The 26,481-nt window shown below is 72.1% G+C and carries 23 protein-coding genes; 3 read left to right on the top strand and 20 right to left on the bottom strand.

Annotated elements, in window-relative coordinates; translation table 11 throughout:
• Positions 1-33: 33 nt before the first annotated feature.
• Both AB0E67_RS12605 and AB0E67_RS12600 read left to right on the top strand, forming a co-directional pair.
• Positions 34-873: a GNAT family N-acetyltransferase gene (locus AB0E67_RS12605; protein ID WP_362024772.1), complete on the top strand. Its 840-nt coding sequence runs from the start codon at positions 34-36 to the stop codon at positions 871-873.
• Positions 870-1,346, top strand: coding sequence for a hypothetical protein (locus tag AB0E67_RS12600; protein WP_362024770.1), 477 nt, complete (start codon positions 870-872; stop codon positions 1,344-1,346). Before AB0E67_RS12605 ends, AB0E67_RS12600 begins: the two co-directional genes overlap by 4 nt.
• On the opposite strand, the gene AB0E67_RS12595 is transcribed toward AB0E67_RS12600, so the two are convergent.
• On the bottom strand, positions 1,333-3,603 hold the full coding sequence (locus AB0E67_RS12595) for a bifunctional salicylyl-CoA 5-hydroxylase/oxidoreductase (RefSeq protein WP_362025517.1): 2,271 nt from the start codon (positions 3,601-3,603) through the stop codon (positions 1,333-1,335). The genes AB0E67_RS12600 and AB0E67_RS12595 overlap by 14 nt on opposite strands.
• A 121-nt stretch (positions 3,604-3,724) precedes the next feature.
• Positions 3,725-4,552 (bottom strand): enoyl-CoA hydratase family protein, encoded by an 828-nt coding sequence (locus AB0E67_RS12590; RefSeq protein ID WP_362024767.1) that lies wholly within the window; start codon positions 4,550-4,552, stop codon positions 3,725-3,727.
• A 229-nt stretch (positions 4,553-4,781) separates the two neighbouring features.
• On the opposite strand from AB0E67_RS12590, the gene AB0E67_RS12585 reads away from it, so the two are divergent.
• Positions 4,782-5,216, top strand: coding sequence for an ATP-binding protein (locus tag AB0E67_RS12585; protein ID WP_362024764.1), 435 nt, complete (start codon positions 4,782-4,784; stop codon positions 5,214-5,216).
• Between the two features lie 60 nt (positions 5,217-5,276).
• Here the strand turns inward: AB0E67_RS12585 and AB0E67_RS12580 are convergent, their stop codons facing one another.
• From AB0E67_RS12580 to AB0E67_RS12495, 18 genes are all read right to left on the bottom strand, one after another.
• Positions 5,277-6,716 (bottom strand): amino acid permease, encoded by a 1,440-nt coding sequence (locus AB0E67_RS12580; RefSeq protein ID WP_362024761.1) that lies wholly within the window; start codon positions 6,714-6,716, stop codon positions 5,277-5,279.
• Between the two features lie 290 nt (positions 6,717-7,006).
• Positions 7,007-8,044 (bottom strand): ornithine carbamoyltransferase, encoded by a 1,038-nt coding sequence (gene argF / locus AB0E67_RS12575; RefSeq protein WP_362024758.1) that lies wholly within the window; start codon positions 8,042-8,044, stop codon positions 7,007-7,009.
• A gap of 168 nt (positions 8,045-8,212) precedes the next feature.
• Positions 8,213-9,448: an arginine deiminase gene (locus AB0E67_RS12570; RefSeq protein WP_351518681.1), complete on the bottom strand. Its 1,236-nt coding sequence runs from the start codon at positions 9,446-9,448 to the stop codon at positions 8,213-8,215.
• A gap of 217 nt (positions 9,449-9,665) precedes the next feature.
• Complete coding sequence (locus AB0E67_RS12565) at positions 9,666-12,239, bottom strand: polynucleotide kinase-phosphatase (protein WP_362024754.1); 2,574 nt, start codon at positions 12,237-12,239, stop codon at positions 9,666-9,668.
• Positions 12,236-13,840 carry a 3' terminal RNA ribose 2'-O-methyltransferase Hen1 gene (locus tag AB0E67_RS12560; RefSeq protein WP_362024752.1) on the bottom strand — a complete coding sequence of 535 codons (1,605 nt, stop codon included), beginning with the start codon at positions 13,838-13,840 and terminating at the stop codon, positions 12,236-12,238. The genes AB0E67_RS12565 and AB0E67_RS12560 overlap by 4 nt, the downstream gene beginning before the upstream one ends.
• Before the next feature lie 44 nt (positions 13,841-13,884).
• Positions 13,885-14,877 (bottom strand): homocysteine S-methyltransferase, encoded by a 993-nt coding sequence (gene mmuM, locus AB0E67_RS12555; RefSeq protein WP_362024750.1) that lies wholly within the window; start codon positions 14,875-14,877, stop codon positions 13,885-13,887.
• Between the two features lie 149 nt (positions 14,878-15,026).
• Positions 15,027-15,950 carry an LLM class F420-dependent oxidoreductase gene (locus tag AB0E67_RS12550; protein ID WP_362024747.1) on the bottom strand — a complete coding sequence of 308 codons (924 nt, stop codon included), beginning with the start codon at positions 15,948-15,950 and terminating at the stop codon, positions 15,027-15,029.
• A 53-nt stretch (positions 15,951-16,003) separates the two neighbouring features.
• On the bottom strand, positions 16,004-16,540 hold the full coding sequence (locus AB0E67_RS12545; protein ID WP_362024744.1) for a DUF6099 family protein: 537 nt from the start codon (positions 16,538-16,540) through the stop codon (positions 16,004-16,006).
• A gap of 124 nt (positions 16,541-16,664) precedes the next feature.
• Positions 16,665-17,033: a nucleotide pyrophosphohydrolase gene (locus AB0E67_RS12540; protein WP_362024741.1), complete on the bottom strand. Its 369-nt coding sequence runs from the start codon at positions 17,031-17,033 to the stop codon at positions 16,665-16,667.
• 2 nt (positions 17,034-17,035) lie between these two features.
• Positions 17,036-18,385, bottom strand: coding sequence for an ATP-binding protein (locus AB0E67_RS12535; protein ID WP_362024739.1), 1,350 nt, complete (start codon positions 18,383-18,385; stop codon positions 17,036-17,038).
• A 298-nt stretch (positions 18,386-18,683) separates the two neighbouring features.
• A complete protein-coding gene (gene sepF / locus AB0E67_RS12530) occupies positions 18,684-19,082 on the bottom strand; it encodes a cell division protein SepF (RefSeq protein ID WP_362024736.1) in 399 nt (132 codons plus the stop codon).
• Between the two features lie 161 nt (positions 19,083-19,243).
• Positions 19,244-20,542 carry a cytochrome P450 gene (locus AB0E67_RS12525; protein WP_362024734.1) on the bottom strand — a complete coding sequence of 433 codons (1,299 nt, stop codon included), beginning with the start codon at positions 20,540-20,542 and terminating at the stop codon, positions 19,244-19,246.
• Positions 20,539-21,153 carry an ATP/GTP-binding protein gene (locus AB0E67_RS12520; RefSeq protein ID WP_362024731.1) on the bottom strand — a complete coding sequence of 205 codons (615 nt, stop codon included), beginning with the start codon at positions 21,151-21,153 and terminating at the stop codon, positions 20,539-20,541. Before AB0E67_RS12520 ends, AB0E67_RS12525 begins: the two co-directional genes overlap by 4 nt.
• Positions 21,131-21,484 carry a DUF742 domain-containing protein gene (locus AB0E67_RS12515; protein ID WP_362024728.1) on the bottom strand — a complete coding sequence of 118 codons (354 nt, stop codon included), beginning with the start codon at positions 21,482-21,484 and terminating at the stop codon, positions 21,131-21,133. Before AB0E67_RS12515 ends, AB0E67_RS12520 begins: the two co-directional genes overlap by 23 nt.
• Positions 21,481-21,906: a roadblock/LC7 domain-containing protein gene (locus AB0E67_RS12510; RefSeq protein WP_362024725.1), complete on the bottom strand. Its 426-nt coding sequence runs from the start codon at positions 21,904-21,906 to the stop codon at positions 21,481-21,483. The genes AB0E67_RS12515 and AB0E67_RS12510 overlap by 4 nt, the downstream gene beginning before the upstream one ends.
• The gene (locus tag AB0E67_RS12505; protein ID WP_362024722.1) at positions 21,903-23,495 is read right to left on the bottom strand and encodes an ATP-binding protein; all 1,593 of its coding nucleotides are present in this window, start codon (positions 23,493-23,495) and stop codon (positions 21,903-21,905) included. The genes AB0E67_RS12510 and AB0E67_RS12505 overlap by 4 nt, the downstream gene beginning before the upstream one ends.
• A 114-nt stretch (positions 23,496-23,609) precedes the next feature.
• Complete coding sequence (locus AB0E67_RS12500; RefSeq protein ID WP_362024720.1) at positions 23,610-24,611, bottom strand: MBL fold metallo-hydrolase; 1,002 nt, start codon at positions 24,609-24,611, stop codon at positions 23,610-23,612.
• 408 nt (positions 24,612-25,019) lie between these two features.
• Positions 25,020-26,192, bottom strand: a complete 1,173-nt coding sequence (locus AB0E67_RS12495) for a Gfo/Idh/MocA family oxidoreductase (protein WP_362024717.1) — start codon at positions 26,190-26,192, stop codon at positions 25,020-25,022.
• Positions 26,193-26,481: the final 289 nt, after the last annotated feature.

Genomic DNA, 26,481 nt, shown 5'->3' with positions numbered 1-26,481 from the left:
GCCCCGTCCCAGGCGTTCCCGGCAGGATGAGGCATGGCCTGGACCCTCACCCATGACGTCGAGGTGTTTCTCGACGCGGCCGGGGCCTCGCTGACCGCACGGCCCGCCGAGAACACCCTGGTTCTGACCGTCACCGCCGCCCTGCGGCTGGGCGGCCCCCGTGCCTTCGGTGACGCCGATCCGCTGCTGGGGTGGTGGCGCGGCGCGGACGGGCGGGTCGCGGGGACGCTGGTGCAGACCCCGCCCCGGCCGCCGGTGCTCGCCCTCGTCGCCCCGGAGGCGGTCGGTCCGCTGGCCGCCGCGCTCTCCCGGACGGGCACCGTCCCGGCGGAGGTCAACGCGGACCGGGCCACCGCCGAGGCCCTGGCCACCGCGCTCTGGCCCGGTCACCGGGTGGTCCAGGAACAGCGGCTGTACCGCCTGGGAACGCTGACCCCGCCCGTCATCGCACCGCCCGGCCGGGCCAGGGCGGCCACAGGGGCCGACCGGGAACTGCTGGTGCGCTGGCACCACGCGTTCGGCGAGCGCACCGGCCAGTCCGTTGCCCATGTCGAGCGGCTGGTGGACGAACGGACGGCGTCCGGCAGGCTGACGCTCTGGGAGGACGGCGGCGTCCCGGTGTCGATGGCGGGCGTCTCGCCGCGCATCGCCGGCATGGTGCGGATCACCGCGGTCTACACGCCTCCCGAGCACCGCCGCCGCGGTTACGCGGCCGCGGTGACGGCGGAGACGAGCCGTGCGGCACGGAAGGCCGGCGCGGCGGAGGTGCTCCTCTTCACCGACCTCGCCAATCCGACGAGCAACGGGGTGTACCGCCGCATCGGCTACCGCCCGGTCTCGGACCGCCTGCTGCTCGCCGCGGCGGACCGATGAGCGCGTCTCCCGGACCCCGGCCGTCCGCACCCCGGCCCTTCGAACCCGGGCCGTTCGCACCCCGGTGGCTGGTCACGGCGACCGTGGTGCGGTGGCGGCGGTACGGGGACCTGGGCCGGGAGTTCCGCCCCGGGACGAAGGCGTACCGGGGCGGGGCGAGGGTGTACGTCGTCGACACCCACCCGGGGGCGGGGCACGAGCAACTGACGGCGGTGGGGCACGCCCGGCGCACCGGTCGCTGGATCGCCATCGACATGGGGACCCGTCATCTGCACACCTTCCGGGCCCGTTTGGTGTACGCCCCGGCGGTACTGCGCAGATGCCCGGGGCAGGTCGGCGCCACACGGGAGGAGGCCGAGGAGCTGGCCGTCCTGCTGGAGCGGGTGGCGCAAAAGGAGCGGCACGCCCACCACGGGGCGCCGCATCCCGACCCGTGCCTCTGCCACGAGTGCGGGCCCGTCACCCCAGGGTGAGCCGGGGTCTCGGGGCGTCGGTGCGGCCGGTCGGCGGGGTGCGACTGCCCGCGCGGTACGGGGGCGGCCAGGGCGCGCCGGGGCCGCCGTAGTCCTGTTCGGCCGCGGCGTGCAGCGTCCAGTGCGGGTCGTAGAGGTGCGGGCGGGCCAGGGCGCAGAGGTCGGCGCGGCCCGCGAGCAGCAGGGAGTTGACGTCGTCCCAGGAGGAGATCGCGCCGACCGCGACGACGGGCACGCACACCGTGTTGCGGATCCGGTCGGCGTACGGGGTCTGGTAGGAGCGGCCGAACTCGGGGCGTTCCCCGGCGACGACCTGCCCCGTCGACACGTCGATGGCGTCGGCCCCGTGGGCGACGAAGGCGCGGGCGATCTCGACGGCGTCCTCGGCCGTGGTGCCGCCCTCGGCCCAGTCGGTGGCGGAGATGCGGACGATCATCGGGCGGTCGTCGGGCCATGCGGCACGGACCGTGTCGAAGACCTCGAGGGGGTAGCGGAGCCGGTTCCTCAGCGGCCCGCCGTACGCGTCGGTGCGGTGGTTGGTGAGCGGCGAGAGGAAGCCGGACAGCAGATAGCCGTGCGCGCAGTGGAGTTCGAGCAGGTCGAAACCCGCGTGGTCGGCGCGCCGGGCCGCCGCCGCGAACTGTTCGCGCACGGCCGCGAGCCCGGCCCGGTCCAGGGCGTGCGGAATCTGGCTGACACCGGCCGTGTACGGGATCGGGGACGCGGCGGCCACGGGCCAGTTGCCGTGGTCGAGGGGCTGGTCGATGCCCTCCCACATGAGCCTGGTGGAGCCCTTGCGCCCGGCGTGGCCGAGCTGGACGCCGATGGCCGTCCCGGGTGAGCTCGCGTGGACGAAGTCGGTGATCCGGGCCCAGGCCGCGGCCTGTTCGGCGGTGTAGAGCCCGGCGCAGCCAGGAGTGATGCGGCCTACGGCGCTCACGCACACCATTTCCGTCATGACGAGTCCGGCCCCGCCGAGCGCCCTGGCCCCCAGGTGGACGAGGTGGAAGTCGCCGGGAACTCCGTCGACGGCCGAGTACATGTCCATCGGTGAGACGACGACGCGGTTGCGGAGCGCGAGACCGCGCAGCCGCAGCGGGGTGAACATGGGCGGGGTGCCGGGAGCGGTGCCGAACTCCTCCTCGACGGCGGTGGTGAAGGAGGCGTCACGCATCCGCAGGTTGTCGTGGGTGACGCGGCGGCTGCGGGTGAGGAGGTTGAACGCGAACTGGCGGGGCGGCTGGTCGACGTAGGTGCCCAGTTCCTCGAACCAGCGCAGGCTGGCCGTCGCGGCCCGCTGGGTCGACTCGACGACCGGCCGGCGTTCGGCCTCGTACGCGGCCAGCGCGGCGGGCAGGCCGGGCTGCTCCTCGACGCAGGCGGCGAGTGCGAGGGCGTCCTCGACGGCGAGTTTGGTGCCGGAGCCGATGGAGAAGTGCGCGGTGTGGGCGGCGTCGCCGATGAGCACCGTGTTGCCGTGCGACCAGCGGGCGTTGACGACGGTACGGAACGTGAGCCAGGCGGAGTTGTTGGACCGCAGCGGCCGGCCGCCGAGTGTCTCGCGGAAGATGTCGGCACAGCGTGCGATCGAGTGCGTCACGTCGGCGGTGTCGAATCCGGCGGCGCGCCACACCTCCTCGCGCATCTCGACGATGACGGTGGAGGCGTCGGCGGAGAAGGGGTAGCCGTGGAGCTGCATCACGCCGTGCGCGGTCTCGGCGATCTCGAAGCGGAACGCGTCGAGGGCGAAGTCCGCGGCGAGCCAGATGTAGCGGCAGCGGTGCGGGGTGAGGCGGGGGGCGAAGACGTCGGCGTGGGCGGCGCGGGTGAGGCTGTGCACCCCGTCGGCGGCGATCACCAGATCGTGCGCGGCGGCCAGTTCGGCGGCGGGCGGGGCCTCGGTGCGGAAGCGGAGCCGTACGCCGAGGGAGTCGCAGCGCGCGTGCAGGATCTCCAGCAGCCTGCGTCTGCCCAGCGCCGCGAAGCCGTGCCCGCCGGAGGTCTGGGTCACCCCCCGGTGGACGATGTCGATGGCGTCCCAGCGGACGAACTCGTCCTGGAGGGCGGCGTGGACGACGGGGTCGGCGTGCTCGATGCCGCCGAGGGTCTCGTCGGAGAGGACGACACCGAAGCCGAAGGTGTCGTCGGGGGCGTTGCGTTCCCAGACCGTGATGTCGCGCTCCGGGCCGAGGCGCTTGAGCAGGGCGGCGGCGTAGAGGCCGCCGGGCCCGCCGCCGATGACCGCGATCCGCCGCACGCCGGTCCGTCGCCCGTCGGCCGGCTTCGCACCGGCCGTCACCGAGCCGAGGGGCGCCGCCCCGCACACCGCCGCATCGGCCGCCGACGCTTCGGGCACCGTCGCATCGGGAGGCACGGCGCTACCGCCCCTGCCACTTCGGTGGCCGTTTCTCGGTGAAGGCGGCATGGAATTCCGCGTAGTCCTCGCCGTTCATCAGCAGGGCCTGGGTCGCGGCGTCCATCTCCACCGCGGCGGCGAGGGGCATGTCGAGTTCGGCGGTCAGCAGCGCCTTGGTCTGGGCGAGGGCGAGCGCCGGTCCGTCGGCGAGGCGGCGGGCCAGCGCCGCCGCCCGCACGTCCGCGCCGCCCTCCTCGGTCAGCTCGCTGATCAGCCCGATCCGCTCCGCCTCCGGGGCGCGAACCGGTTCGCCGAGCATCAGCAGCCGGGTGGCGTGTCCGAGGCCGACGACGCGCGGGAGCAGATAGGCGGCGCCCATGTCGCCGCCGGAGAGACCGACCCTGGTGAAGAGGAAGGCGAAGCGGGCGGAGGGGTCGGCGATCCGGAAGTCCGCCGCCAGCGCGAGAACCGCCCCGGCACCGGCGGCCACGCCGTGCACTGCGGCGACGACGGGGAACGGCGCTTCGCGCAGGGCCCGCACCACCTGGCCGGTCATGCGGTTGAAGTCGAGCAGTCGGGCGGTGTCCATGGCGAGGGTGGCGCCGATGATGTCGTCGACGTCCCCGCCGGAGCAGAATCCGCGCCCCTCCCCCGCGAGGACCAGAGCGCGTACGGCACGTTCGCGGGACAGTTCGGCGAGCAGGTCGCGCAGATCGGCGTAGGCGCCGAAGGTGAGCGCGTTGAGTCTCTCGGGGCGGGCGAGGGTGACGGTGGCGACCCCGTCGTCCGTCGTCAGCCGCAGATGACGCCAGTCATCCGTTCGGGGGGCGGAGCTGGGAAACGGACTCATGGAGGGGACTCCCCTTCAGCCGTCGGGCCGCTGCCTGCACACGAACGTATCACTCGCATGTGACTCCCGTCATGGGAACGAGATAAGCGGGGCCGTGAGAGCGTAGTGCCGAACGTCCCCCTTCGTACCGGTCGGCGGACCCTTGTCTGTGTTGTTGCGCTTCGTAAGGTTGAAGCTCAGAAGTTATTGACCTAGAGAGAGTCCCCGACTCCGGAACGGAAACGCTGCCGTGCCCTCCGATGCCCCCTTTCCCGCCTCCTGGCGGATCGCCCTGCCGCACTCGACGGTGGCCGTACCGGTCGCCCGCGCGCTGATCCGTACGGCACTGGCGGACATCGGGGAGGCGGCCGACTCAGGGACCGCCGAGCTCCTCACCGCGGAGCTGGTCGCGAACGCGGTGGAGCACACGCGCGGCGACGAACCCATCGAGCTGGTGGTGGAGCTCTGTCCGAGCGGCTGGCAGGTGGAGGTGCACGACCGCGATCCCACACCGCCGGGCGACCTGTCCCGTCCCGCGCCCGGCGGCGAACCGGACCCCTGGCAGGAGCACGGCCGGGGCCTGCTGCTCATCCGTACGCTCAGCGCCTCCTGCGGTCATCGCACGACGGAACGGGGCAAGGCCGTGTGGTTCACCCTGCCGTCCCAGGCGTCGCCCCGGGACTGACCCCGCCGCGACGGCCGCCGCCCGGCGGGCCGGGATCCGGGGAACGGGAGCCGCCCGGGTCTATCGGGGCTCCGCCGCGCCCAGCCGGGAGCGGCTGCGGCCGTAGCAGGCGTACACCCCCGCGCCCACCAGCAGGAACACGGCGAACTGCACCCAGGTCGCCCAGCCCGTCCCATACATGAGGTACAAGCAGAAGACGACGCCCAGGAGCGGGCTCAACGGATACAGCGGCACCCGGAACGAGCCCCGCACCTCGGGGTTGCGGCGGCGCAGCATGATCACCGCCAGGTTCACCACGACCATGGTGCCGAGGGTGCCGATGGTGGTCAGGTTCACCACCACGTCGAGCGACGAGAAGGCCGCCGGAACGGCGAAGACGACCGCCACGATCCAGGTGTTGGCGACCGGCGTCGACGTGCGCGGCGAGACCCGTTCGAAGACGCGCGGGATCAGGCCGTCGCGGGACATCGACATCAGGATGCGGGTCTGCCCGTACATCACCGCGAGCACGACGGAGGCGATCGCGACGACCGCCCCGAAGGCGATGACCGCGCCGCCGACGGCCGAGCCGGTCACCTGGTCGACGACGATCGAGAGCGCGGCGGGCTTGTCGGCGACGTCCCGCGGGCCGAGCGCACCGATGGCGGCGAGCGCGACGGCGCAGTAGAGCAGGGTGACCAGGCCGATGCAGACCATGATCGCGATCGGGATGTTCCGGCGCGGGTTCCTGACCTCCTCGCCGGCCGTGGTGATGGCGTCGAAGCCGATGTAGGAGAAGAACGCCAGCGACGCGCCCGCGGTGATCCCGCCCGCCCCGTGCGCGACGAAGGGCGTGAGGTTCTCGTGCTGGTAGGCGGTGAAGGCGATGGCGCAGAACAGGGCCAGAATGCCGATCTTGAGCACGGCCATCGCGGCGGTGGCCCCGGCGCTCTCCCGGACGCCGCGCACCAGCAGGACGGCGGCCATCATGATCACCAGCACCGCCGGCAGATTGATCAGCCCGCCGTCACCGGGCCCCGCCGAGAGGACGGCGGGCAGCTGCCCGCCGAACAGACTGTCCAGGAGTTCGTTGACGTACTGGCTCCAGCCGACGGCGACCGCGGAGACCGAGACCCCGTACTCCAGCAGCAGGCACCAGCCGACGAGGAACGCGACGCGCTCGCCGAAGGTCGCGTAGGCGAAGGAGTACGAGCTCCCGGACACCGGGATCGCGCTGCCCAGCTCGGCGAAGGAGAAGGCGGTGAAGACACAGGTGATCGCGGCCAGCACGAAGGAGAGCACCACGGCGGGACCCGCCTCGGCGACGCTGTCGGAGAGGCCGACGAAGATGCCGGTGCCCACGACGGCGCCGACACCGAAGCACACGAGCTGGAAGAGGCCCATGGTGCGCTTGAGGCCGTGCCCCTCCAGGTCCGCGCCGGATTCGGCGATCAGCTGGTGGGGGTTCTTGACGCGCGGACCGGACGGGATCGAGCGGTTCGGCGGGCGCAGCGCACTCACGGCGGGGATCTCTTCTCTGGTGGAGCATGTGGGGGGCGGCACGCGGGTCTGTGGGGGACCTCGGTGCCGGTGGGACCTCGCAGCCGCCGGGGCTTCGGGGCCGCCGGGGCTTCGGAGCCGGACGGGAGTACGGCGGCCGGTTGGGGACGAGGCTGCCGGACGGGGTCGCGATGCCGCGTGGGCGGCACTCACGCAAGCGGGGTCCGAGCGTCCGGGCCCGAACCCCACCAAGAAGCACGATATTAATCGCCTCTGCGCATGTTCACCCAATTGGGCGCATGATCATGCAGTCAGTCGCCTTCGGCCGGGGCCGCGACACCGGCCGCCGGGCCGGCGAGGGTGGCCACCAGGACGGCCTTGATCGTGTGCATCCGGTTCTCCGCCTCGTCGAAGACGATCGAGTGCGCGGACTCGAAGACCTCGTCGGTCACCTCCAGCTCCGTCAGACCGTGGGCCGCGGCCACCTCCCGCCCGACCGCGGTGCCGAGGTCGTGGAAGGCGGGGAGGCAGTGCAGGAACTTCACGTCCGCGTTGCCGGTGGCCCGCAGGACGTCCATGGTCACGGCGTACGGGGCGAGAGCCTCGATCCGCTCGGCCCAGACCTCCTTGGACTCCCCCATGGAGACCCAGACGTCGGTGGCGACGAAGTCCGCGCCCCTCACGCCCTCGGCGACGTCCTCGGTGAGCGTGACGGTCGCACCGCTCGCGTCGGCCAGCCTGCGGGCCTCACCGACGACCTGGTCGTCCGGCCAGTACGACCTCGGCGCGACGATCCGCACGTCCATGCCCAGCAGCGCAGCGGTGACCAGGTACGAGTTGCCCATGTTGAAGCGGGCGTCCCCGAGGTAGGCGAAGGCGATCCGGTCCAGCGGCTTCTCGCAGTGCTCGGTCATGGTGAGGACGTCCGCGAGCATCTGCGTCGGGTGCCAGTCGTCGGTGAGCCCGTTGAACACCGGGACCCCGCCGTGGGCGGCCAGCTCCTCGACGGCCGCCTGGCTGTCGCCGCGGTACTCGATGCCGTCGAACATGCGGCCGAGGACGCGAGCCGTGTCCTTCACCGATTCCTTGTGTCCCATCTGGGAGCCCGAGGGATCGAGATACGTCGTGGAGGCCCCCTGGTCCGCGGCGGCCACCTCGAAGGCGCAACGGGTGCGGGTCGAGGTCTTCTCGAAGATCAGCGCGATGTTCCTGCCACGCAGCCGCTGCACTTCGGTCCCCGACTTCTTCGCGGCCTTGAGCTCGGCCGCGAGATCGATCAGACCGCGGAACTCCTCGGCCGTGAAGTCCAGCTCCTTGAGGAAGTGGCGGCCTGCGAGGTCTATGGCCATGGGACAGCTCCTGGGTAGGGCGATGATCGAACGTACAGCGACTTTGGAAGTCTATACGACACAATGCATCGCTATACAGGCCTTGCCGGAAAGCCACGGCGAGAGACCCGCAGGCCGGCCGGCGCGGAGAGGCGTCGAGGGAGTCGTCGCTCACCGGGGCGCACCCGGTCACCGCACGGCGTCGCGTTCCACGGGGCAGCTCATGCAACGAGGCCCGCCCCTGCCCCGGCCCAGTTCGCTGCCGCGGATCTCGATGACCTCGATGCCTTCCTTGCGCAGATACGTGTTGGTGGTGGCGTTGCGCTCGTAGGCGACGACGACGCCCGGCTCGACGGCGAGCACGTTGCAGCCGTCGTCCCACTGCTCGCGCTGGGCTGCGTGCACGTCCTGGACGGCCGTCAGCACCCGGATCGAGTCCAGGCCCAGGGCGTGCGCGATCGCCTGGTGCATGTGCTCGGGCGGATGATCGGTGACTTTCAGGTCCCTCGGTCCGTCGCCCGGCTCGATGGTGTACGAGCGCAGCATGCCCAGGCCCGCGTACTTCGTGAAGGTGTCGCCGTCGACCATCGTCATGACCGTGTCCAGATGCATGAACGCCCGGCGCTTGGGCATGTCGAGCGCCACGATCGTGCGCGCCGACCCCGCGTCGAACAGCCCGCGGGCCAGCATCTCGACCGCCTGCGGGGTGGTGCGCTCGCTCATCCCGATGAGCACGGCGCCGTGCCCGATGACCAGGACGTCACCGCCCTCGATGGTGGAGGGGTAGTCGTCCTGCCCCTCGGACCAGTGGTGGAAGGCACCCGCGTCGGGGCCCGTGAAGAGGGGGTGGTGGCGGTAGATCGCCTCGAAGTGGACGGTCTCGCGCTGCCGGGCGGGCCAGCGCATCGCGTTGATGGACACCCCGTCGTATATCCAGGCGGAGGTGTCCCGGGTGAAGAGATGGTTCGGCAGCGGGTCGAGCAGGAAGTCGTCGAGATCCATGACGTGGAAGCGGACGGAGGTCGGCTCGCTGTGCCGCTCCAGGAACTCCCGCTTGGTCATCCCGCCGACCAGCGCCTCGGTCAGCTCGGAGGCGGGCAACTCCTCGAAGGCGGCCCGGAGGTGCTCGGTGGCGAGCGGCCCGTACTCCTTCTCGTCGAAGACCCGGTCCAGGACGAGCCGTCTGGCCACCGGGATCTCCAGTGACTCGCGCAGCAGTTCGCCGAAGAGGTGCACCTCCACCCCGCGGTCGCGCAGCACGTCCGCGAAGCCGTCGTGCTCCTGCCGGGCCCGGCGGACCCAGAGCACGTCGTCGAACAGGAGCGCGTCCTTGTTGTCGGGTGTGAGCCGCTTCAGTTCCAGATCCGGACGGTGCAGGATGACGCGGCGCAGCCGCCCGGTCTCGGAGTCGACATGGAATCCCATGTATCCATCCTCGCCGTGCGGAGCGCCGTTCACCCGGCGAATCGCCAGCGGGTTCCCGCACCGCGCGGCGCGCACGCAGTCCGTACCGGCCGCCGCGGGCCGGTACGGACGACGTGCGCGCCGTTTCCCGGCGCGACGTGCCGGGCGGGGCCGGGTGCCGTGACCGACGGGGCGCCCCCCTTGGCCCCACCGACGGACGGGGCCTCGGAGGCGGGCGTCAGAGACGGGGGTCGACCGGCTCCGACTCCAGGGCGAGCACCGCGAACACCGCTTCGTGCACCCGCCACAGCGGTTCCCCTCCCGCCAGCCGCTCCAGCGCTTCGAGCCCGAGCGCGTACTCCCGCAGCGCCAGCGAGCGCTTGTGGCCGAGGAACCGGCCGCGCAGCCGCTCCAGGTTCTCGGGGCGGGTGTACTCGGGTCCGTAGATGATCCGGAGGTACTCCCGGCCGCGCACCTTGAGACCGGGCTGGACGAGCCGTCCCCGGGCGTCCCGCACGAGCGCGGCGAGCGGTTTGACGACCATGCCCTCGCCGCCGCTCCGCGTCAGCTCCAGCCACCAGTCGATCCCGGAGCGCACGGATGCCTCGTCCCCCGTGTCGACGACCAGCCGACGGGTGACCTGGAGCAGTCCGGTCGGGTCGTGCTCGACCAACCGGTCGATCCAGGCGAGCTGCTCGTCGTGCGGTACCGGGGCCAGCGAACGGCCCGCCACGGCGAGGACCTGGAACGGCGCGAGCCGGACCCCGTCCAGGCCCCGGGTGCTCCAGCAGTAACGGCGGTACGCCTCGGTGAACGCGGCCGCGTCCTCGGCCCGCCCGCGCCGGCGGTCCGCGAGAGCGGTCACGTCCACACCGCGCGCCGCCGCTGCCGCGAGGGCGTCGCCCGCCGCGGGAAGCGCCGCCCCCGCCGCGGCGCCGACGGCGGCGTACTGCGAGCGCAGCAGGCCGGACGCCTTGAGGGACCACGGCATCAGCTCGGCGTCGAGCAGCACCCAGTCGGTGCCCCACTCATCCCAGAGCCCGGCCGCGGTGACGGCGGTGCGCAGCCGGTCGAGGACCGCCTCGGTGAGCGCGGCGTCGTCGAAGAACGGGCGTCCGGTACGGGTGTACAGCGCGCCGGTCGGACCGTCCGCACCGCCCGGGACGCGGGGGGTGTCCCCCACGCCGAAGCGCTCGCGGGCGGTCTCCGCGTCCCGGCAGACCAGGACCACCGCACGGGAGCCCATGTGCTTCTCCTCGCACACGACCCGGGCGACGCCGTCCGTCCGGTACTGGTCGAACGCCTCGGCCGGGTGCTCCAGATAACCGTCCTCGCGCGAGGTGGCCGTGGGCGCCATGGTCGGGGGCAGATGGCCGAGCAGCCGGGGATCGGCGGCGAACCGGCTCATCACTTCGAGCGCCGCCGCCGCGTTCTCCTCGCGGACCGCGACACGGCCCATGTGCCGGGTCTCCACGATCCGGTGGCCCTGCACGTCGGCGAGGTCCAGCGGCCGTCCCTCGCGGCCCCCGGGCGCCTCGGTGGCCAACGGTCTGACCGGCTCGTACCAGACCCGCTCGGCCGGTACGTCGACGATCTCGCGCTCCGGCCACCGCAGCGCGGTCATCCTCCCGCCGAAGACCGCGCCCGTGTCCAGGCAGAGGGTGTTGTTGATCCAGGAGGTACGGGGCACCGGGGTGTGGCCGTAGACCACGGCGGCACTGCCGCGGTACTCCTCCGCCCACGGGTAGCGCACGGGCAGACCGAACTCGTCGGTCTCGCCGGTGGTCTCCCCGTACAGCGCGTGCGAGCGGACCCGGCCGGAGGTGCGGCCGTGGTACCTCTCGGGCAGCCCGGCGTGGCAGACGACGAGCGCTCCCCCGTCGAGCACGTAGTGGCTGACGAGTCCGTCGATGAACTCCCGCACCTGTCCGCGGAAGGCCGGGTCCTTCTCGTCCTCCCGGTCCAACTGCTCGATGGTCTCGGCCAGTCCGTGGGTGTGCTGGACCTTGCGGCCCTCGAGGTACCGGCCGAGCTTGTTCTCGTGGTTGCCCGGCACGCACAGGGCGTTGCCCGCCGACACCATGGACATGACGCGGCGCAGCACGCCGGGGCTGTCCGGGCCCCGGTCCACCAGGTCGCCGACGAAGACGGCCGTGCGCCCGTCGGGGTGCGCGCCGTCGACGTATCCGAGCTTGCCGAGAAGTGTCTCCAGTTCGGAACTGCAGCCGTGGACGTCGCCGATGATGTCGAAGGGGCCGGTGAGGTGGCGCAGGTCGTTGTAGCGGCGCTCCAGCACGACCTCGGCGTGCTCGACCTCCTCCTCGGTGCGCAGGACGTGCACCTTGCGGAAGCCCTCGCGCTCCAGGCCGCGCAGCGAGCGCCGCAGTTCGCGGCGGTGGCGCTGGACGACATGGCGCGGCATGTCGGCGCGGTCGGGGCGGGTCGCGTTGCGGGCGAGGCAGACCTCCTCGGGCAGGTCGAGGACGATCGCGACGGGCAGCACGTCATGACTGCGGGCCAGCTGGACCAGCTGTCTGCGGCCCTCGGCCTGGACGTTGGTGGCGTCCACCACGGTCAGCCGGCCGGCGGCGAGCCGCTTGCCGACGATGGTGTGCAGGACGTCGAAGGCGTCGCGGCTGGCACTCTGGTCGTTCTCGTCGTCGGCGACGAGCCCTCGGCAGAAGTCCGAGGAGACGACCTGCGTCGGCTTGAAGTGCCGGTGGGCGAACGTGGACTTGCCGGAACCACTGGCCCCGATGAGCACCACGAGGGAGAGGTCGGTCACGGGCAGGGTGCGGGACGTACTGGTCATGCGGCTTCTCCCTCCTTCTCGGCCCGGCTCTCGGCCGGATTCCCGGTCCCGTTGTCGGATCCGTTCCGGGGCCCGTCCTGGGGTCCGTTGCCACGGTTGTCCCGGGGCGCGTTCTCGGGTGTGTCCCCGGCCCGGCCTCCGGACCGGTGTGGGGTGCCGGCGGCGGTCATCGTGAACACGGCCATCTGTGTCGGCGGCCCGACCTCCGGGTCGTCGGGCCCCACGGGGCGGAACTCGACGCCGTATCCGTGCCGCTCCGCCACGTCCCCGGCCCAGTCGCGGAACTCGGCCCTGGTCCACTCGAACCGGTGGTCGCCGTGACGCACCTGTCCGGCCGGGAGCGTCTCCCAGCGGACGTTGTACTCGACGTTCGGCGTCGTCACGAGCACGGTCCGGGGGCGGGCCGAACCGAATACCGCGTACTCCAGCGCGGGCAGCCTCGGCAGGTCGAGGTGTTCGACGACCTCGCTGAGAACGGCCGCGTCGTAGCCCTTCAACCGCTTGTCGGTGTATGTGAGCGAACCCTGCTGGAGCGTGACCCGCGCGGCCTGCCGCTCGCCCATCCGGTCCAGCTTCAGCCGCCGCGCGGCGATGGTGAGGGCGCGCATGGAGACGTCGACGCCCACGACCTCCGTGAACGCGGCGTCCTTGAGCAGTGCCTGCACCAACTGGCCCTGGCCGCAGCCGAGGTCGAGCACCCGGCACGCACCGGCCGTACGCAGCGCCTCCAGAATCGCGGTACGCCGCTGCTCGGCCAGCGGCACCGGCCTCTCCTCGGTGTCCTTGGTCTCGTCCACCGCGTTGTCGACGTTCTCGACGTCGAGGTCGTCCGACTCGGCGAGCCGCACCAGTTCGAGCCGCTGTGCCGCCTGCCGGGTCAGGCCCCACCGCCGGGACAGGTAGCGGCTGGTGATCAGCTTCTGCTCGGGGTGCGTGGCCAGCCAGCCCTCCCCCGCCCGCAGCAGCTTGTCCACCTCGTCCGGCGCGACCCAGTAGTGCTTGGCGTCGTCGAGCACCGGCAGCAGCACGTACAACTGCCGCAACGCGTCGGCGAGCCTCAACTCGCCCTCCAGCGCCAGCCGTACGTACCGCGAGTCCCCCCACTCCGGGAACCGCTCGTCCAGCGGTACGGCCACGGCGTCCACGCTCGTCCAGCCGAGCGGCCCGAACAGCCTGCGCACCAGCTCCGGCCCACCGCGCGCCGGCAGCGCCGGTACCTCGATCCGCAGCGGGAGCGGCGTCCGGGCGCGCTCGGGAAGTGCCTGGCACACCCCTCTCAGCGCGGACTTGAAGACGGTGCTCATCGCCACGGAGAGCAGCGAGGACGCCGCGTACGGACGGTCGTTGACGTACTGCGCGAGCGCCGCGTCGGGGGTTCCGCCCTTCCCCTTGCCCTTGCTTCGACGTACCAGCGCCACCGGATCCACCTCCAGCAGGAGCGCCGCGGTGCACCGCTCGGCGGACGCCTCGGGGTAGAAGACGTGGGCCGTGCCGTGGGAGGTGGAGAACGCCTGCGCCTTGTCGGGGTGCTTGTGCAGCAGAAAGCCGAGGTCGGTCGCCGGACGTTCCGGAGCGCCGGTGGTACTGATCGTCAGGAACACGCGTACGAGTATGGTCCGGTCCACTCGCCCACCACCAAGCATTTTCAGGTGCCTCGCCGCTGCCGTCCTTCCTGGTCGTTCCTCCCTTCCGCACGCCCGGCATCGGCATCGGCATCGAGTATTCGGGCCAGCGCCGCGACGGTCGCCGGTCCGACCCGGCAGCACCCGCCCACCAGCCGGGCCCCCTCGTCCCGCCAGGACCGCACCCTCCCCGGATCGAACGTGGCACCGCCCGTCCATCCCCGGCTCCGGACGTCCCACCGCTCGCCGCTGTTGGGATAGACGACGACCGGCTTCCCGGCCGTCTCCGCCGCCACCCGCACCGCCCGGTCCGCGTCCGCCGGCTCGCAGCAGTTCACCCCCACGGCAAGGACCTGGTCGCGCCCCTCGGCCAGGGCGAAGGCCGTCTCCAGCCGCTGCCCCGCCCTGGTGCGGTCCCCCGCCACGCTGTACGAGAGCCAGACGGGCAGGCCACACCCCTCCACCGCGCGCAGCATCGCCTCGGCCTCGTCGACGTCCGGCACCGTCTCCAGCGCCAGCACATCGGGCCCGGACCCGACGAGTGCCTCGACGCGGGGCCGGTGGAACCGCTCCAGCTCCCGGACCGAGAGCCCGTACCGGCCCCGGTACTCACTGCCGTCCGCCAGCATCGCCCCGTACGGACCGATCGAGGCGGCTACCCAGATCTGCCGATCGGCCCCGGTCGCGGCCCGCCGCGCGAGGCGAACGCTGCGGGCGAAGAGCTCCTCCGCCCCGGCCCGTGCGATCCCTCGCCGCTCGAAACCCTCGAAGGTCGCCTGGTAGCTCGCCGTGATGAGCACCTGCGCACCCGCCCGCACATAGGCCGTGTGCGCGGCCACGATCTGCTCCGGCCCGTCCGACAGCAGCCGGGCCGACCACAGGGCGTCGGACAGGTCGCAGCCCTGGGCCTCCAGTTGGTTGGAGAGACCGCCGTCGAGCAGGACCGTCGCCCGGGAGAGCGCGTGTCCGAGTCCACGGGCGGGCGCTCCCTCGACCGGTCGTCGAACGGGTTGCACGGTGACCTCCTTCATCGTCCGGGCCTCACCTCGGCCTCTTCCCACCAGCGGCCTCGACGGCCCCCGGCCGGCCCGCCGGGCCCGAGCCGTCTCCCCCGCGTCAGCGCCGGGGCCGCTCTCCGGCGGGGTGGTACGAGCCGGAGGCCGTCTCAGCCGAGCTGGGGCTGGATCCGGGACGAGATCAGCTCCAGGTGTTCCAGGTCCTCCAGGTCCAGGACCTGGAGGTAGATGCGGGACGACCCGATCGCCGCGTACCGGCCGATCTTGTCGACCACCTCGGCGGGCGAGCCCGCGAGCCCGTTCGCCTTCAGCTCCGCCACCTCGCGGCCGATGGCGGAGGCACGGCGCGCCACTTCCGCGTCGTTCTTGCCGACGCAGACGACCAGGGCGTTGGAATACACCAGATCGTCGGGCTCGCGGCCGGCCGCTCGGGCCGCTTCCCTGACCCGGCCGAACTGCTTCTCGCTGTCCTCCGACGACGCGAAGGGGATGTTGAACTCGTCCGCGTACCGAGCGGCCAGCCTCGGCGTACGCCTCGCGCCGTGGCCGCCGACCAGAATGGGCACCTTGGCCTGCGCGGGCTTGGGCAGCGCGGGCGAGTCGGTCAGTTGGTAGTAGATGCCGTCGAAGCTGAACGTCCGGCCGATCTCGGTCGCCCAGAGTCCGGTGACGATCTCCAGTTGCTCCTCCAGCCTGCCGAACTTCTCCTTGGGAAACGGAATGCCATAGGCCCTGTGCTCCTCCTCGAACCAGCCCGCGCCGAGTCCGAGCTCGACACGCCCGCCCGACATCTGGTCGACCTGCGCGACCTGGACGGCGAGCACACCGGGGAGCCGGAAGGTCCCGGCCGTCATGAGCGTGCCGAGACGGATCCGCCTGGTCTCGCGCGCCAGCCCGGCCAGGGTGATCCACGCGTCGGTCGGCCCGGGCAGTCCGTCACCCGGCCCCATGCGGAGGTAGTGGTCGGAGCGGTAGAAGGCGTCAAAGCCGAGGTCCTCGGCCGCCTTGGCCACGGCGAGCAGGGTGTCGTAGCTCGCCCCTTGCTGGGGCTCGGTGAAGATTCGAAGATCCATGCAACCATCCTGCACCTCGGGGCGCCGCTCGTGGACGTCGAGGACCGCGTCGCTCACGGTCGGCCCTTCACCGATGCGGCCGGTCCGCCCACCGCCCCGTACGGGCCGTCCCGCTCCCGGCCGCGCTCCAGATCCTGTTGTCGTTCACGCTCGTGCTCGTCGAGGCGTCGCAGCATTCCGTGCACCCGGTCCATCGACTCGTCGGCCGCGTCGATCGCCTCCATGCACTGCCAGTAGAGCGCCTGCTCGTCGGTCTCGCACGCCACCCCGACGAGTGCCATCCCCACCTCCCCGAGCAGCGCACCCAATCCCGTCAACGTCGCCCGGGGCTCGGCCAGTTCGGACAACTGGGCGGCCCTGGCCACCTGTGCCCGAGCCGCCGGATGGTCCAGTGGTCCCCCGCTCCTGCCACCGATCTCGCTGAGTCCGCGCGCCTCACCCCGTAACTCCTTCGGACCTTCCGCAGCCAGCCGGCTGCCGATCGCCTGGGCGAGCGCCTGGGCCTGCCATGCCTCGGCGATGATGTCCGGCGTGCCCCGGCTCTGCGCCAACGCACGCCGACTGACTCCCACAAGCCGCTCCGCTTCCATGTGTTACCCCCGTCCGTACGAAAAACCGCTCAACCCATCCATTACCCACAGTGAGGGCACCAGCACCGAATAGCCAGGGGAATTCGGAAATCTGTGGACACGAATTCAACTGTGGATAAGTTGATCACTCCGAAGAGTGACGATCCTGGGATTCGGCGGCCTCGGGGCGCTCCGGAACCGGAAATCTGATCTCATTCCGGTCGATCTTCTCCGACAGTGCCGCCAGCACGTCGACCCCCAGCACCTCGCACAACTGCAGCAGATACGCGAGGACGTCCGCGATCTCGTCCTTCACCCGGTGCGCCGAGCCGGGGCTCTCCATCACCCGCGCCGACTCCTCCGGAGTCAGCCACTGGAAGATCTCCACCAGTTCGGACGTCTCGACGCTGAGGGCGATCGCCAGGTTCTTCGGGGTGTGGTACTGCTCCCAGTCACGCGCGGCCGCGAACGCGGCAAGTCGTCGCTGCAGGGCCCGTACATCAAGTTCTGTCACCGTTACAGGTCTATCACCGTCACCCCGGCCGTCTCCCTGGCCCCGGCCGCACCCCGTTCCGTGACCGTGCCCACCAGCCCGATGTGCCCGGTCGCGCCGACCGACACCGCGAGATCCAGCAGTCCGCGCAACTGCCGTCCGTCCAGGTCGCGGTCGAATCCGTCGGCCAGCACGGTCAGTGTCTGCATGGCCGACGGCACCTCCCCGACGGCATCCACCGCCAGCGCCCCGGGGCCGATGAGCAGTACCAGCGCGTGCGCGAGGTACCTCAGCTCGCTGTCGCCGAGCCGTCCGAGCGGTGTGGTGCCCCCGCCGTCGCGGCCGAGCGTGGCGCGCACCAGCCCGTCCGCCGACCGTTCGACGCCCAGCGCGGTGACCGGCCGCGCGCAGCCGACGCGAGCCGCCGCGACCAGGCGGGCATGGCGGCGGACGCACCGCGTGTGCGTGCGCTCCAGCACCGCCGCGAGATTGTCGCAGCCCCGGCGCAGCCGGTCGTCGCCCGCCGGGACCGGGGCGCGCATCCGCGACGGCCGCGGTTCGCAGGAGAAGACGGACCGGAGGGCCACGATCGTCTGTTCCGCGGCGGCCAGGACCTGTAACTGTCCCTCGGTCCTGCCCGCCACCCGCAGGGGCAGCAGGGCCGTTCCGAGCCGGTCGTCGGGCAGCGGTGCCCGGGTGACCGGGACCGTGCCCGCCGTGTGCCAGGCCGCCTGGACCATCGAGCGGCCCGGATCGCGCAACGCGGTGGTGAGCAGCGTCTCACCGCCGCCGGTGAGGCGTTCTCCGACGACGCGGAGGGTGGGTTCCGCCTGGACGGCGACATCGAGCCGCACCGGCCCCGCCGGGCCGTCCGTCGTGCAGCCGATCCGGAACCCCCGCCGCCCCTGGGCATCAGCCGCGGCGCCCTCCGGTACACAGCCCGCCGGATCCGGGAACACCTCGCCGAGCGCATCCCCGCCGACCAGCCGGGCCAGTGCCTCGTACGCCCGCAGGACGCTCGACTTGCCGCTGCCTCCGGGGCCGGTGAAGAGCGTGACCGGGCCGATGGGGAACGTGGCCCCCCGGTGCGCGGCGAACGCGGAAAGGCGCAGTTCGGTCACCACCGGCCCGGCGGCCCGGACGGAGCCGTCGGACCGGCGGGTTCCGGCGTGGCGGAGGGGCTCGGTGGTGGAACCCGGCGCACCCGTGACGGCCCGCACGACGGTCCCGGCGTCCGCGACGGGCCGCACGACCGGGCCGGTACGGACGCGGACACCCTCACCGCCGGGCACCCCCGCGATGGCGACGGCACCGGGCCCCGACGTACCGGGAACGGGCGGCGGGGTGGTGACACCCGGGCGGAGTGCAGTCATGGGCGGACCGTATGCAGACCACGCAGAGCAGAATCGTTCCGCCAGACGGACCTTCCTACGATCGGGCTACGTCTGCCACGGCAATCCTGCACAGCCGCTATTCCCTCGATCGAGGGATCTGCCCCCACCGGAGCCACCCCGCCCCGAACCACCCCTGCACACCCGACGCCCCACCCCGAACCGGTCGGCCCGCCCCGGCACGACCACACCCCGCCCACCACGCGACCGTCGCACACCCGGTCGACCGGCGCCCGCGCACCGCCGCCGCCCGCCCTCCACGGACCGGGGGCCGGCTCCGCTACGAACCTGGGAGGCCCGCCGCCGCGGCCCCCTCGACCTCCATGCCGACCGGCGACAGCAGGAAGACGTTCCGGTCGACACGGTGCATCCCGCTGCCCAGCCCGAAGACGACCCCGCTGGTGAAGTCCAGGATGCGCTTGGCCACGTCCGTCTCGGCGCTGGTCAGGTCGAGCAGCACCGGAACGTGCGCGACCAGGTATTCCGCGACCTCGCGCGCGTCCGCGAAGACCTGGACCCGGATCACGACGAGGCGCCGTTGTTCGGCCTCCGGGATCTCGTCCGGGACCGTGCGGTGATCGACCCTGGACGGCCACTCGTTGCGGCTGCGCAGAGGCACGACCTGGGCAAGCCCCTCCCACTGCTCGTCCGTGACGTCGTACCTGTCATACCTGCTCACCGGACCACCCCGTCTGTACTTCGGTCGGCGTGGCGCCCGCTGCGCCCGCTGTTCATCGGGCAATTCTCTCGCCCCTCACCCGTTCGGCGTACTACCGACACGGTTCACGGACCGATCGGCGCCGCCGGCGGGCCTTCCCGCGTGAGGTCGTGCGCGACACCTCACGTGAGGTCGTGCGTGACGCCCCGTGCGAGGTCGTGCGCGATGTCGGCTGCGTCGTCCGGCGCCGTGGCCGCGTCCGTCGGCTCCATGGCCGCGTTCATCTCGACAGGAGTGAAACGTACCGGAAGCCTCACCAGGGCACGGTGGAAGGGTCCCGGCCGCCACTTCAGACCATCGACCGGAATGCTCAATTCCACATCGCAGAGCTGACTGGTGAGTTGCTCGATCGCGGTCATCGCGATGAGCAGCGCCGGCTGCTTGGCCGGGCACCGGTGCGGACCGGCCGACCAGGCCAGGTGGGCGCCGGATCCGGAGCGGGTTCCCGGGGCCGAGAAGCCGGGCCCTGACTGGGTGTTGGCCGCCGCGTAGGAGACCAGGACCAGTTGTCCGGCGCGCAGCCGGACGCCGTGGAACTCCGTGTCGTGGCGCGGGTAGTGGGCCGAGAGATTGGCCAGCGGCGGATCCTGCCAGAGAACCTCGTCGATCGCCTCGTGCGCCGTCATCGCGCCGCCGTGCAGCGAACCCGCGTAGCGGGCGTCGGTGAGCATGTGCAGCAGCGCGTTGCCGATCAGATTCGTCGTCGGATCGTGACCCGCACTCATCAGCAGGCTGATCTGACGCACCGTCTCGTCGTTGTCCAGGCCCGCCGGATGGGCGAGGAGGTACGAGGTCAGGTCGCGGCGCGGCCGGGCACGCCGGGCGGCGACCAGATCGGTGACGACGCGTACGAGGTCGGCGTACGCGGCGGCGGCGTTCTCGGCGGAGTTGAACATCCCGGCGATGCCGTCGACGACGCGCTCGGCATCGCCGGGAGCCACGCCGAACCAGGTGACGAAGACGTTCAGCGGGAGCCGTCGGGCGTACTGGGCGATCAGGTCGCCGCTGCCGGTGGTGGAGAACTCGCCGATCAGGCGGCGGGCGACCCCGGCGACCTCGGCCCGCAGGACGTGCGGCTCGATCAGGGCGAGCCCGTCGTTGATGGCCTCGCGGTAGCGGGCGTGCACCTGGCCGTCGCTGAACAGCGCGGTGGGCCGGTATCCGAGCATCGGCAGGACCGGTGAGTCCTCGGGGACGGTGGCCTGCCAGGCGCGTGGGTCCTTGGTGAAGGTGTGGGTGTCGCGCAGCAGGTCGACGGCGGCCTGGTAGTCGATGACCAGGAGCGCGTCGATGCCGGGGGCGAGCCGGACGGGGGCGAGCGGGCCGTGCTCCCGCAACCGCCGGTAGTGCCCCTGCGGATCGGCGGCGAAGTCCGGGCCGTACAGCGCGAGGGGCTGCGGAGGCTGTGCGAACGGTGTCATGACGCGTCCTCGGGGCGGGGCAGTCGGGTCAGCACGTGCTCGGCCAGTGCGATCAGCGCGTCGATGCTGCCGCGGCGTCCGCGTGCGTCGCACTGCACCAGCGGGGTCTCGGGGGCGAGGTCGAGGTGCTTGCGGAGGACATCGTCGCTGTGGGCGGGGGCGTCGGGGAAGCGATTGACGGCCACGGCGTACGGCAGCCCTTGCTCCTCGACCATGTCCATGACCGCGAAGGAGTCGGCGAGCCTGCGGGTGTCGACCAGGACGAGTGCGCCGAGCGCGCCGCGCGCGATGTCCTCCCAGAGCGGGAAGAACCGTTGCTGGCCCGGGGTGCCGAACAGGTAGAGCACCAGGTCGTCGAGGACGGTGAGCCGGCCGAAGTCGACGGCCACGGTGGTCGTGGTCTTGTCCGGCAGGCCCGCGGTGTCGTCGAACCGGGTGCTGGACTGGGTCATCGCCTCTTCGGTGTGGAGCGTGGCGATCTCCGAGAGCGTACGGATCAGCGTGGTCTTGCCCACGCCGAACGGACCCGTGACGACGATCTTCATCAGGGTCCGGGCGGCGGACGGCAGATAGCCGACGCCCGCGCGGTCAGTGGAGGGAGCGGAGTCCAACGAGCAGCCTCTCGACGAGCGACCGGTCGATCTCCCCTGCGCTGGGGATGGGCGGTCGGGTGTGCAGATGTCCGGCGGCCGCGAGGTCCGTGGCCAGGAAGACGGTTGCGCTGACCGGCAGATCCAGGTGGGCGGCGCACTCGACGACGGTGAGCGCGCCCGGCTCCAGCAGTTCGCACAGTCTGCGCTGCTCGGAACCGGTGTCCGGGGACAGTGCCGTGTCGGTGCGTACGAGTACGGCGAGCCGGTCGAGTGCGGGCCCGGCGGGCCGGGACCGGCCGCCGGTGACCAGGTAGGCGGGGATCAGGCGGCGTCCTCGGCCGGCGGTCATGGCCGTTCGGCGGTGTCCGGTCGGCGGGCGGGTGCGTTCATCGCCCGGATCAGGGCGCTGACCTGAACCTGCATCTGGTACGCGATGTCGCCGAGCTTGGCCCCGGGCTCCGCGAACAGCGCGAGCGTGGTGTTGTTCCCGGCCGGTACGACGATGGCGAAGCCCTGGTCGGACTCGACGACCGTCTGCGCCAGGTGCGGCGACTGGACGTCGGTGAAGGCGGTGGTGAACGCGCGGGCCGCGGCGTGCAGCGTGGCGGTCATGGCGGCGACCCGCTCGCCCGAGGCCTGGTCGAGGCCGGGCGACGCGCCCTCGACGAGGCCGTCACCGGTGGCGACCACGGCGTGCTGGACCCCGGGGAGTTCCAGCAGGGGGGTCAGCACCCAGGCGAGGTCACCGGTGGTGGGGGTGGGGGCGCTCACGTCTCGTCTCCTTGGTCGTCCTGGCCGTCGTGGTGGTGCTTCTGGTCGTGGTGGCTGTGCTCGTCGTCGGGGCGGTGGCGCGCACGACCGTCCGGTGCCGGTGCGGCGGCCGCCCGTCCGGTCGAGCTCCTGCCGTTGAGGGTGCCTTGTTGGAGTGCCGCCCAGGAAGCCCCCGCCTCCTCCGGTGTACGGGGCACGCTTTCGTGGTCCCGGGTGCCCGTCGTGGCGGAACGGGCCGGTGCCGGTCTCGGGGAGCGTCGGCGGCGGGTGGGGAGCCCGGCGGGCTGCCCGGCGGAGGCGGACACCTGCCCGGAGGCGGAGGCGGGGGTGGAGGACTCGGCGGAGGCGGAAGCGGTGGACGAAGCCGTGGCCGTGGTCGCGGCGGCGGGCGTCTGCCCGGTTCCGGAACCGGAGGATCCGGGGGACACCGCGGAACCGGAGGGCGCCGTGGGGCCCTGCGCGGAACCGGAAGGTGCCCCGGCACCCGCCGGGACGGCGGACCCGGACGCCGGTGGCGGACCGGACGCCGGGCCGTGGGACCGGATCGGTGCCGGGGCGAGCGCGGACAGGCTGTGGTCGTCCTCCAGCACGGTCAGCAGGTGGGCGGGGACGCGCAGCATCGTCCGCATGCCGCCGAACGGCGACGCCTCGATGTGGCAGTCGAAGCCGTACTGCGCCACGAGCCGTCCGACGACGGCGAAGCCGGTCCTGGGCGGGTCGCCCAGCTCGGTCAGGAGCACCTCGGACCGGCCGGCCAGCAGCCCGCGGGCCCGTTCCAGCTGGTCGTCGTCCATGCCGATGCCACCGTCGTCGACGACCAGGAACGCCCCGCGTCCCCCGCTCTGCTGGACGGTCACCTGCACGTCGGTGTCGGGATGCGAGTACGCCGTGGCGTTGGCCAGCAGTTCGGCGAGCGCGATGGCGAGGGGTTCGGCGGCGCGGGCGACCAGCGCGAGCCGTTCGTCGCGCAGATGGTTGGCGACCTTGATCCGTTCGTAGCCCGCGACGCGGGACTGGGCGCCGAGCACGATCTCGACCAGCGGCGAGTTCTGACGGGCGAGCCCCGGCCAGGCGTCGCACAGCACGGCGGTGGCCTGGGTGCGCCGCAACGCCAGTTCGTTGCGGAAGTCGAGCTGCAGGATCCGCGGGTCGTCGTATTCGTGCTGGAGCTCGTGGAGCAGTTGCTGCGACTGGTTGAGGAGGGACTGGATCTTCGCGGAGGTGCCGCGCATCGCCGCGCGAGCGGCGGCGTCGACCCGTCCGCGCTCCTCGACCACCGCCGCGCGGGTGGCCTGCACGGCCTCGGCGAGCAGCCGGGCGGCCTCGCCGTCGATCTCGGCCGGTTCCCTCAGCCCGGGGACCGGTGCGGTGGGGTGGGAGAGGGCGAGCGCGGCGGCGGGTATGCGACGGCGGGCCAGCTGCCGGATCTCGTCGGTGAGGGCGGCGGTACGGGCCTCGGCGGCCTTCGCCTGTCGTTCGGCCATCTCGGCGCGGGCCAGCGCCAGGTGCTCCGAACGCGTCACGTCCCGTGTGCGGACGCCCGCCGCCGCGGCCACGAAGGCGGCGATCAACGCCACGATCCATCCCATGCCGTCACCACATCCCTGTCGTCGGACCGGTCGTCGGCCACGTGGGTCTTCGGCCGGACCGGGCCTCCGGCTGCCCGGACCGGTGTCCGGCGGAAACGGCCGCGGAGACTCTGCTCACTGCTCGGCCGTACCCACCGGCTCGCGGGACTGCTCCACTTCCCTGGCGACGACGGCGACATCGGTCATCACCTGGAGCACTCCGGGCAGTTCGGAGCCGTCGAGCTGCCGGTACTCGCTGCCGATGGTCACCACCAGCCGTTCGGGGAGCCCCAGTTCCGGATAGCGGCCCTCGCCGATGACCCGGCGGGCCGCCTCCAGCGCGGGGACGCCCGCGGTGTGGAAGGCGTGGGCGCGCTCGCGCACGTACTCCAGGTACACGATGTGCTCGCGCACCCCGGCGCGGTCGAGCACCGGTCCGTGCCCCGGAATGATGGTCTCGGCGCCCGTGGCGAGGACCTGTTCGCAGGCCGCGATCACATTGCCGAGCGGGCCCGCCCAGTGCACCGCGTGGTCACCGGGCCGGGCCGCGGTGGAGGAGAAGATGACGTCCCCGCTGAACACGGCCTTCTGCTCGGGCAGATGGACCATCAGGTCGCCGGTGGTGTGGGCGGAGGGCAGGGCGGTGAGCCGGACCGGGTACTCCCCCAGGGTCAGTTCGAGCTCGCCGGTGAAGTACGTCGTCGGGTGCACGGGCTCGGTCCGCGACCAGTCGAACGGGCCGAAGTGGCGCGCGAGGTAGTCCCCGAGCGGGGACTTCCGGTCGCCGCCGGTGACGAGCGCGTGCTGCTGCTGCGGCGTGGGTTCGTAATGGATGTGCTCGCGGGCCTCGCGGGTCGCGATGATCTCCGCGTCCGGGAGCACACCCGCGCCCCAGAAGTGGTCACCGTTCGCGTGGGTGACGATCACCCGGTCGATGGAGACACCGTGGGGCAGGAGCGCGGTGGACTCGGCCAGGAACCGGCCGGCCAGCGTCCTGTCGTACGGGGTGTCGATCCAGAGCGCGCCGCGGGGTGAGACGAGCAGACCGCAGTTCGCCAGCCCCCAGCCCCGTTTCGGCGGGAGCCATGCGTACAGGCCCCGCCCGAGATCAACGACGTCTCCACCCGTGATCGACATGGACGCGATTATGCCGACCGCGATCCGGCCACGCGTTCGAAGTCGGCCATCAATGTGCCTCATTGGCGTGAAATCGATCACACCGAACTCTCATGGTGGCGGTCCGGTGACCCTGAGAGACCGACACCTCGAATCCCGGCATGGGACTTACCGGGTGAATGCCATCAACTCCCCCGGAGCCCTCACGCATCACAGCGAAGCGTCTCCGGGCGGTCGTCAAACCCGCCGACGCCGGTTACCCACCGCGCATGACCAAAAAGTGACGCCGCGACTCCTTCAGTGAAGGGCGCGGCGATGCGGGCGACACCCTCATCGGAGGGCCGGAGGAGGGCGGGCCGGAGGGGCACGGCACCCTCCGGCCCGGTCGGCCCGGTCGGCTCCACCGGCTCGATCGGGACCCGGGGTGCCTCAGCGGACCTGGCCGCGCTCGAAGTAGGCGACCAGCTCCGGATCGAGGCCCGGCACCTCGTACGGCACACCGCCCTCGCGCAGGGAGCGCGTCGCGAGCACACCGGCGGCCACGCTCATCCGGGCGGCGACCGGCGAGGTGTCGGTGACGCCGCCGTCGCGCACGAAGCGACAGAACTCCGCCATGATCCGGGTGTCGCCACCGCCGTGCGAGCCGCCGGCGTCCGGCACCCGATAGGTCATGTCGGCGTCACGGCGGTATCCGGTGGGTCCGGAGTTCCACACCCTGACCTCGTCGCCCGGACCGTCGCCGAAGTTCTCCAGGCGCCCCTCCGTGCCGATGACCGTGTAGTTCCGCCAGTAGTCGGGGGTGAAGTGGCACTGCTGGTACGCGGCCACGACGCCGTTGTCGAGCTGCATGTTCATCACCGAGACGTCCTCGACGTCCACGACGTGGTGCAGGTCCTTGCGGGCCGTCGGCGGCCAGTCGAACTCGCGCAGCCAGTTCGCCGGGCGCGGCGTGTCCGGCTCGCGGCGCGGCAGGTCGCCGTAGACGAGGAGGTCGCCGAGGGCGTTGACGCGGCGGGTGTAGCCGCCCGCCAGCCAGTGCAGGACGTCGATGTCGTGGGCGGCCTTCTGGAGCAGCAGACCGGTGGTGCGGGTCCGGTCGGCGTGCCAGTCCTTGAAGTAGTAGTCACCGCCGTAGCCGACGAAGTGCCGTACCCACACAGCCTTCGGCTCGCCGATGTCACCGCGGGCGATGACGTCACGCATGAGCCGCACGACACCCATGTGACGCATGTTGTGTCCGACGTACAGCCGGGTGCCGGTCTCGTACGCCGTACGCAGGATGGTGTCGCAGCTCTCGACCGTGATGCCGAGCGGCTTCTCCACGAAGACGGCCTTGCCGGCCCGGAGCGCGTCGACGGCGATGGCCTCGTGGGTGTCGTCCGGGGTGGCGACGATGATCGCGTCGAGGTCGTCGCGTCCGAGGAGCAGCTTGTAGTCGTCGACGGCGACGTCGGTGCCGAAGTGCTCGGCCTCGCGTCGGCGCACCTCCGGGTCGAGGTCGCAGACGGCGGTGATGGCCGCCCCCTCTCCGGGGCGGTGGGCGGACGTCGCGATGGAGCGGCGCAGGCCGAGCCCGACGACGCCGAGTCGCAGGTCTGACACGGTGGTCCCTTCTGTCTGTGCTGGTGGTGCGGGTGTTCCGTAGGGGGACGTCTTCACCGGCGGCGCGGGCCCCTACGGAACGGCCGGTTCGGTACAGGTCGGGGCGCGGACCGCATCCCTTCGCGGCGACATCCCCATAGTTCACGACGGTGCACCCGAATGGCAAGAGTTGCTCATTTCTCCTGGTTATCGAGCATCTGCCAACACGGCAGTCTCCATAAGGGCTCATGGGCGTGCCATCCGACGCTCCACTGCCCGCCCCGCGCCCCGACGCCTCGCACGATGCACG

This window comes from Streptomyces sp. NPDC032161, assembly GCF_040636995.1.
Taxonomy (GTDB): Bacteria; Actinomycetota; Actinomycetes; order Streptomycetales; family Streptomycetaceae; genus Streptomyces.
The sequence above is the reverse complement of the archived record's forward strand: the minus strand, read 5'-3'. Positions and strand labels throughout refer to the sequence as shown.